This window comes from Pseudoalteromonas sp. Z1A8 (assembly GCF_011378855.1).
Classification (GTDB): Bacteria; Pseudomonadota; Gammaproteobacteria; order Enterobacterales; family Alteromonadaceae; genus Pseudoalteromonas.
This window is the reverse complement of sequence record NZ_WTLB01000129.1, coordinates 1-734: the sequence shown is the minus strand read 5'-3', so window position 1 is coordinate 734 and position 734 is coordinate 1. Positions and strand designations below refer to the sequence as shown.

Annotated in this window: 1 protein-coding gene; it reads left to right on the top strand. The window is 39.0% G+C overall.

Going from position 1 to position 734, the window contains the following annotated elements:
• On the top strand, positions 1-734 hold a 734-nt coding region (locus GQR55_RS19990; RefSeq protein ID WP_166421966.1), incomplete at both ends, for a transposase.

Genomic DNA, 734 nt, shown 5'->3' with positions numbered 1-734 from the left:
ATTAAAACAAAAGTCTTTAAAAACAAGCGTCAAGACTTTTTAGCAATAGAAAAATGGCTTTTAAATACAACTAAAAGCGCTGCTAATGAGCTCGTTATCACCCTCGAACCAACGGGTGTTTATCATGAAGCACTGATGTATTTTTTATACGAGCAAGGCTTTAATATTATTTTAGCGAATCCCGGTAAAGCTAAAAAGTATGCTGACGCTTTAAACATAATTCATAAAACAGACAAATCTGATGCAACGATGCTTGCCCATTACGGCTGTGCTAAGCATGCAGTCGTTAATTATTGGCAGCCTGATGCATTAGAAGTTAGAGAGCTTAAAGCCCTTATCCGTCGTTTAGATGCGCTTGAGAGTAACCGGCAACGAGAAGCGAACCGATTAGAAGCAAGTGAATTCAGCAACGTTTCCGCGCGTGTTTGCCAATCGATAAAAGTGACTATCGCGTTTTTAGATGACGAAATTAAACAGCTTAAATCTGACATTGATAACCACATAGATAATGAACCTGATTTAAAAAGAAACAGGAAACTACTAGAGTATATCCCTGGCATTGGGCCCGTATTATCGAGAGAGCTGACGTATTTATTTGCGGCTAAGAAATTTAATAAAGCCAAAGAAGCGGCGGCTTATTGTGGATTAATCCCACGGCACAATGAATCGGGTAAATTAAAAGGGCGAACATCAATCAGTAAACTTGGGCCAGCCAGAATTCGATGTAAACTTTA